This window comes from Enterobacter sp., assembly GCF_977039595.1.
This window is the reverse complement of sequence record NZ_CDRQYH010000113.1, coordinates 1-6,847: the sequence shown is the minus strand read 5'-3', so window position 1 is coordinate 6,847 and position 6,847 is coordinate 1. Positions and strand designations below refer to the sequence as shown.

The window sequence follows — 6,847 nt, the reverse complement described above, 5'->3', positions numbered from 1 at the left end:
TGACGGCGCTTAGTGCTGAATTCACTATCGGCGAAGGTGAGTTGATGGCTCATGATGTCCCTCTGGGATGCGCTCCGGATGAATATGATGATCTCATATCAGGAACTTGTTCGCACCTTCCCTAGTAAACTGAGATACAGATAAATTAGACGAAAAGAGGGACACCGTGGACTCCATATTTTCTATTGGCATCCAGTCATTATGGGACGAATTGAGCCACATGCCAGTCGGAGGAGTCTGGTGGATTAATACGGACCGAAATGAAGATGCTATCAGCCTGGTTAACCAGACAATTGCTGCCCAGGATAAGGATTCCCGCGTGGCCGTCATTAGCATGGGCGAAGACCCGAAGAAAATTATCACGCTGGAAAACAATCGCGGGCCTCAGACGGTGCGATTATTTTCCATGACATCGGAAGCCGATAGTCTATACTTTTTGTCCCGCGACGTTCAGTGCTCTATTGATCCGGATCACCATTTGGTGATTCTTAAATGTGCAAATAACGTCCTGCAAAATATCCCTGCTGAAAAACTGTTGCCGTGGCTTGAAAAAATCAATAAATGGGCAAAATTTCAAAATTGCACGCTATTGATAGTCAATCCTGGCAGTAATAATGACAAGCTGTTCTCACTTTTAATGGGCGAATATCGCTCCCTGTTCGGTCTGGCAAGCGTTCGCGATCAGGTGGGTAGCTATCTCTACGATATTGCATTCTGGTGTAATAAAAAGGGCGTGAGTGCCAGGCAACAGCTTACCCTGAAACATATTGAGGGCGAGTGGCACATTGCACAGCAGGAAGAAACCGTGGTCCAACCGCGCAGTGATGAAAAACGCATTCTGAGCCATATCGCGGTTTTAGAGGGGGCACCCGCCCTGTCGGAAAACTGGACACTTTTTGAGTCTAACGAAGCCCTTTTCCATGAAGCCCGCACAACCCAGGCGGCGACCCTTATTTTCTCGCTGATGCAGAATAACCAGATTGAGACGCTGGCACGGCAAATCCACACCCTACGCCGCCAGCGCGGAAGCGCGTTAAAAATCATCGTGCGCGAAAACAATACCAGCCTGCGCGCCACCGATGAGCGCCTGCTTCTGGGCTGCGGCGCCAATATGGTTATCCCATGGAATGCGCCGCTGTCACGCTGCCTGACGCTTATCGAAAGCGTTCAGGGCCAGCAGTTTAGCCGCCATGTACCGGAAGATATTTCCACGCTGCTCTCCATGACGCAGCCGATGAAGCTGCGTGGGTACCAAAAATGGGATACCTTCTGCGACGCCGTCGGCAACATGATGAACAACACTCTTCTTCCTGCTGACGGAAAAGGAGTCATGGTTGCCCTGCGTCCTGTACCGGGTATTCGCGTTGAACAGGCTCTCACCCTATGTCGCCCGAACCGTACAGGGGACATCATGACCATTGGCGACAATCGCCTGGTGCTATTTTTGTCCTTCTGCCGGGTTAACGATCTCGATACGGCACTTAACCATATCTTCCCCCTGCCTACCGGGGATATTTTCTCGAACCGTATGATTTGGTTCGAAGATAATACGATTAGCGCGGAGCTGGTGCAGATGCGTGCGCTCCAGCCCGAACAATGGGCTAAACCGCTCGCTATTACGAGCGATGCTAAACCGATCCTGAATGCCAGACATGATGGACACGTCTGGCGTCGGGTTCCGGAACCCCTTCGCTTATTAACAGACAACGCGGAGAACGCATCATCATGAATATCAGCGATATTATTCAACTGGTTATATTCTGTGCGCTGATCTTTTTCCCGCTTGGCTACTATGCGCGTCATTCCATACGCCGTATCCGTGATACGGCCAGAGTGCTGTTTATAAAACCTCGCTATGTAAAACCAGCCGGAACACTGACACGGGCATCACACGTCAAGGCAGACCGAAAACATGACTAATTCTACCTATACCGCTTCGTCACCCTCGCCGCTCTGGCAATACTGGCGCGGCCTTTCCGGCTGGAACTTCTACTTTCTGGTGAAGTTTGGTCTGCTGTGGGCAGGCTATCTGAATTTCCATCCCCTTCTCAACCTGGTGTTTATGGCCTTCCTGCTGATGCCGCTGCCGAATATCAGGCTGCATCGCTTACGTCACTGGGTCGCCATTCCTGTCGGCTTTGCGCTGTTCTGGCATGATACCTGGCTACCGGGGCCGGATAGCATTATGAGCCAGGGTTCGCAGGTGGCGGGCTTTAGCGCCAGCTATATCCTCGATCTGACCGAGCGCTTTATTAACTGGCAGATGATTGGCGCGGTATTTGTGCTGCTGGTTGCCTGGCTGTTCCTGTCACAGTGGATCCGCGTCACGGTGTTTGTCGTCGCGATTATGATCTGGCTTAACGTGCTGACGCTGGCTGGGCCAAACTTTTCTCTGTGGCCTGCCGGTCAACCAACCACCACGGTGACCACCACTGGGGGAAGCGCAGCGGCAACCGTCACAACGGCAGGCGATACGCCTGTCGTGGGCGATATCCCAACCCAGACCGCACCGCCGACTTCTACAAACCTGAACGCCTGGCTCTCCAGTTTCTATACCGCGGAAGATAAGCGACAGACTAAATTCCCGGATGCGCTTCCGGCGGATGCTCAGCCGTTTGAACTGCTGGTGATCAACATCTGCTCTCTCTCCTGGGCCGACGTGGACGCCGCCGGTTTGATGTCTCATCCGCTGTGGTCACACTTCGATATTCAGTTTAAAGATTTCAACTCTGCCACCTCGTACAGCGGCCCGGCAGCAATCCGCCTGCTGCGTGCTAGCTGCGGTCAGACATCCCATAAAAACCTGTATCAACCCGCCGGCAACCAGTGTTATCTGTTCGATAACCTCGCAAAACTGGGCTTTACGCAGCATCTGATGCTGGGGCATAACGGCCAGTTCGGTAACTTCCTGAAAGAAGTACGCGAACAGGGTGGCATGCAGGCACCGCTGATGGATCAAACCGGCCTTCCTGTCTCTCTTCTGGGCTTCGACGGCTCGCCCGTCTATGACGATACCGCCGTCCTGCAGCGCTGGCTGCAGACCATCGGAAAAGACAGTAATCCACGCAGCGCGACGTTCTTTAACACCCTGCCGCTCCACGACGGTAACCATTTCCCGGGCGTGAGCAAAACGGCTGATTATAAAGTGCGTGCGCAGAAGTTCTTTGACGAGCTGGATGCGTTCTTCACGGAACTGGAAAAGTCAGGCCGTAAAGTGATGGTGGTAGTGGTACCTGAGCACGGCGGCGCGCTGAAAGGCGACAGAATGCAGGTATCAGGTCTGCGTGATATCCCAAGCCCGTCGATTACCAACGTGCCTGCTGGCATTAAGTTCTTTGGTATGAAAGCACCCCATCAGGGCGCACCGATTGAAATCACCCAGCCGTCCAGCTATCTGGCGATTTCAGAACTGGTTGCCCGTGCCGTTGACGGGAAGCTGTTTGTGGAAGATAGCGTGAACTGGGATCAGCTCACCAGCAACCTGCCGCAAACGGCAGAAGTCTCAGAGAACGCTAACGCGGTTGTCATTCAGTATCAGAACAAACCGTACGTTCGCCTGAACGGCGGAGATTGGGTACCGTATCCGCAGTAACTGATTTACGCCTCACCCTCTCCCCGTTGGGGAGAGGGGATAGTCAGTGCGTTATTATTGCGCTGAAATCCACACCAGCATTTTCAGACTTGCCGAATAGTAGTCGTCTTTAGCGGTGATTTCGGGTTCGCCGGAAGACTGTCCCATCGTTAAATCGCGTACAGCCAACAGGCCGCCTTCCATCATATAGGGCGCATATTCGTTGGTCGTGACGTTAACCCAGGCGGGCGTTTGTTCCCGGGGGAACTGACCGAACCAGGCCTTCCACGGCGTCAGCAGCGGGCTTTGCTTATCAGACCAGGCGACATACAGCGGAATACGAATCGCGTCATAGCTCATTCGCGGTGGCCAGCCTTTAGCAGGGGTCAGCTTGCCACCTGATGCCAGCGAAACCCAGTCAGTGGGCAGATTCGCTTTACCCGAGCCCATTTTCCCCAGCAGGCGTTTACCATCCTTAATCAAATCACGCCAGACCGGCAAATGACTGCGTCCGGCGAAGGCCTGCCAGGCCGGAAATACAAAATAGGAAGGATTAAGGACCACTTCACCGTCAAGCTTAAATCCCTGGACGCCGGGCAGCATCACGCGGTAACCCGCATAGCGGATCACGCTATGGGCAACCAGCGCTTTTGTAATGGCATCCGATGCGGCGCTGTATCGTTTGTCATGCCAGCGGGCGTCGGCTTTAAGCAGCGCCCAGGCAATCAGCACGTCACCATCGGCGGCGTTGTTTTTGTCCGCGACCGGGTTGGACTCTGCGGGGTTATACCGCCAGTAAAAGAGACCATTCTCTTTGTTCTTCAGCTGGCTGTCCGTCCATTGCCAGAGCTTATCAAACGTGGCTTTATCGTCGTTGGCGACTGCCATCAGCATGGCAAAGCCCTGACCTTCCGTATGCGACACGCCACCATTGCCGGTATCGACAATGCGGCCTTCCGGTTTGAAAAAGCGGGCCTTGTAACTCTCCCAGGCCTTATCCGCCAGAGAGAGAGGCGAGAACAGCACACTCATCATGACGGCCAGCGTCGCGCAGACGGGTTTTCGCATAATTAACTCAATCCGGTTATTCGGCACTTCGCAGGGAAATCTCACCGCCCACCCAGGGTTTAATCGCGCCATCCTGTTCCAGGAGCAGCGCGCCCTGTGCGTCAATACCGCGGGAAGTTCCGTAGATCTCTTTATCACCAATCAGCAATTTCACCGGGCGATTGATGAAGTTATCCAGCTTTTCCCAACGAGACAGGAACGGCGCCAGCCCTTCCTGCTCAAAAAGCGTGAGTGAGCTACGCAACTCTTTAATCATACGCACGGCAAGGGTATTACGATCGATGACGATCCCCGCCTCCTGGAGGTTAGTCCAGGCCTGATTCACCACATCACTTTGTACATTGCGCATCACCATATTGAGGCCTGCGCCAATGACGATTTGCGCCGCGTCGCCCGTTTTCCCCGTCAGTTCGACCAGAATGCCGGCAAGTTTACGATCGTTGAGGTACAGGTCATTAGGCCATTTAACACGTACTTTATCCGCACCCAGATCGTGCAGCACTTCCGCCATGACGATGCCGATAACCAGACTCAAGCCAATGGCAGCGGCCGGGCCCTGATCGAGTCGCCAGTACATGGACAGATAGAGGTTGGCACCAAATGGCGAAAACCATTTGCGACCGCGACGACCGCGACCGGCCTGTTGGTATTCAGCAACGCAGGCATCTCCGGATTTCAGCTCAGGCAGCCGATCCAGAAGATACTGGTTCGTCGAGTCAATCACCGGCAGCACAGCAACATTGCCGTGTCCAATCTGGCTGCGGATCGCGTCTTCATTCAGCAATTGAATCGGCTCCGGCAGGCTGTAACCTTTTCCGGGAACCGTGAACACATCAACACCCCAGTCGCGAAGCGTCTGGATATGTTTATTGATAGCAGCACGGCTCATGCCAAGCTGTTCACCCAGCTGCTCGCCAGAATGAAACTCACCGTCAGCAAGGATGCTAATCAGGGTTAAGGGGATAGTATTGTCCTTCACGCGATAGTCTCCACGGCATTGACTTCACCTGTGCGGCCAATGAAGCGAACTTCTGGCTCCAGCCAGACGTTGAATTTTTCGCCCACACGCTGACGAACATAATGAGCCAGCTGTACAACATCATCACTGGTCGCATCGCATTGGTTAATCAGCACCAGAGCCTGATGTTGGTGAACGGCGGCACCGCCTAATGAAGTACCCTTTAGCTGGCATTGATCGATAAGCCACCCGGCGGCCAACTTCACGCTGCCATCCGCCTGAGGGTAATGTGGCGCAGTTGGCCATCCTTCAAGAAGAATTTTTGCATTTTCGCTGCTGATAACTGGGTTTTTAAAGAAACTGCCAGCGTTTCCGTTAACTTTAGGATCGGGAAGCTTGGTCATCCGCATATGGCAAACTGAGTCAAAAACGTCGCGTGCGGTAACGGTCGCCGGATCGAGACGCGTTAAATCTCCGTAGGTCAATACGGGCTGCCAGTTCTTCGACAGACGCAGCCCCACGGCGACAATCACGTAGCGATCCTGATATTCATGTTTGAAGATACTGTCACGATAGCCAAACCGGCACTGTTCTGCCGTTAAACGCTTAGCCGTTCCGGTCGCCAGTTCGATGCAGTCGACATATTCGCAGACATTTTTCAGTTCGATGCCGTAGGCGCCGATGTTTTGAATAGGTGAGGATCCGGCGCAGCCTGGAATAAGCGCAAGGTTTTCCAGGCCCGGCATCCCTTTTTCGAGGGTAAATTGCACCAGATGATGCCAGTTTTCTCCGGCCCCCACGTGCAGGTGCCAGCTATCGGCACTCTCTTCAACATCAATTCCCATGATGCGGTTAACGATCACCGTTCCCGCAAAATCGTCGAGAAACAGGACATTACTTCCTTCGCCCAGAATCAGTACGGGTTCGTTATTTTCTGTTGCGCTTTGCCATGCATCCAGCAGCTGATGTGCGGTATCGGCACGTACAATTTGATTAGCATTGCGTTGAATGCCAAAGGTATTCCAGGGCTTAAGGGAGTGGTTCATAAACGCTATCCTGATGCAAAAACGCAGGTAGTTTACCGTATAAGCAGGGCGTTGGGGGATTAGTTTGTGCAGCGCATAAACGCAAAAAGGCCATCCTTTCGGATGGCCTCTTCACTTGTTTGATGCCTGGCAGTTCCCTACTCTCACATGGGGAGACCCCACACTACCATCGGCGCTACGGCGTTTCACTTCTGAGTTCGGCAT

General features: G+C 53.4%; 6 protein-coding genes and 1 rRNA gene. 3 read left to right on the top strand and 4 right to left on the bottom strand.

From position 1 onward, the window contains the following. The first annotated feature begins 166 nt into the window (after positions 1 to 166). Genes bcsE through bcsG form a run of 3 tightly spaced genes read left to right on the top strand, consistent with a single transcriptional unit; the run spans position 167 to position 3,592 of the window. A complete protein-coding gene (gene bcsE / locus ACWYRJ_RS20095) occupies positions 167 to 1,729 on the top strand; it encodes a cellulose biosynthesis c-di-GMP-binding protein BcsE (protein WP_455508499.1) in 1,563 nt (520 codons plus the stop codon). Continuing rightward, positions 1,723 to 1,920, top strand: coding sequence for a cellulose biosynthesis protein BcsF (gene bcsF, locus ACWYRJ_RS20090; RefSeq protein ID WP_024908822.1), 198 nt, complete (start codon positions 1,723 to 1,725; stop codon positions 1,918 to 1,920). Before bcsE ends, bcsF begins: the two co-directional genes overlap by 7 nt. Then, entirely contained in the window at positions 1,913 to 3,592 is a 1,680-nt protein-coding gene (gene bcsG, locus ACWYRJ_RS20085; protein ID WP_249577099.1) for a cellulose biosynthesis protein BcsG, read from the top strand. The genes bcsF and bcsG overlap by 8 nt, the downstream gene beginning before the upstream one ends. 54 nt (positions 3,593 to 3,646) lie before the next feature. Here the strand turns inward: bcsG and ACWYRJ_RS20080 are convergent, their stop codons facing one another. From ACWYRJ_RS20080 to rrf, 4 genes are all read right to left on the bottom strand, one after another. Beyond that, positions 3,647 to 4,639 carry a glycosyl hydrolase family 8 gene (locus tag ACWYRJ_RS20080; RefSeq protein ID WP_455508498.1) on the bottom strand — a complete coding sequence of 331 codons (993 nt, stop codon included), beginning with the start codon at positions 4,637 to 4,639 and terminating at the stop codon, positions 3,647 to 3,649. A gap of 16 nt (positions 4,640 to 4,655) precedes the next feature. Beyond that, on the bottom strand, positions 4,656 to 5,618 hold the full coding sequence (birA, locus tag ACWYRJ_RS20075; RefSeq protein WP_111963692.1) for a bifunctional biotin--[acetyl-CoA-carboxylase] ligase/biotin operon repressor BirA: 963 nt from the start codon (positions 5,616 to 5,618) through the stop codon (positions 4,656 to 4,658). Continuing rightward, complete coding sequence (gene murB, locus ACWYRJ_RS20070; protein WP_149367191.1) at positions 5,615 to 6,643, bottom strand: UDP-N-acetylmuramate dehydrogenase; 1,029 nt, start codon at positions 6,641 to 6,643, stop codon at positions 5,615 to 5,617. Before murB ends, birA begins: the two co-directional genes overlap by 4 nt. A gap of 124 nt (positions 6,644 to 6,767) precedes the next feature. Then, positions 6,768 to 6,847 (bottom strand): 5S ribosomal RNA (gene rrf, locus ACWYRJ_RS20065); the annotation flags it as partial.

Bases quoted from the DNA above. Each gene is read 5' to 3' on its own strand.
- bcsG (WP_249577099.1), top strand. From the start codon at position 1,913: ATGACTAATTCTACCTATACCGCTTCGTCACCCTCGCCGCTCTGGCAA.
- ACWYRJ_RS20080 (WP_455508498.1), bottom strand. From the start codon at position 4,639: ATGCGAAAACCCGTCTGCGCGACGCTGGCCGTCATGATGAGTGTGCTG.
- murB (WP_149367191.1), bottom strand. From the start codon at position 6,643: ATGAACCACTCCCTTAAGCCCTGGAATACCTTTGGCATTCAACGCAAT.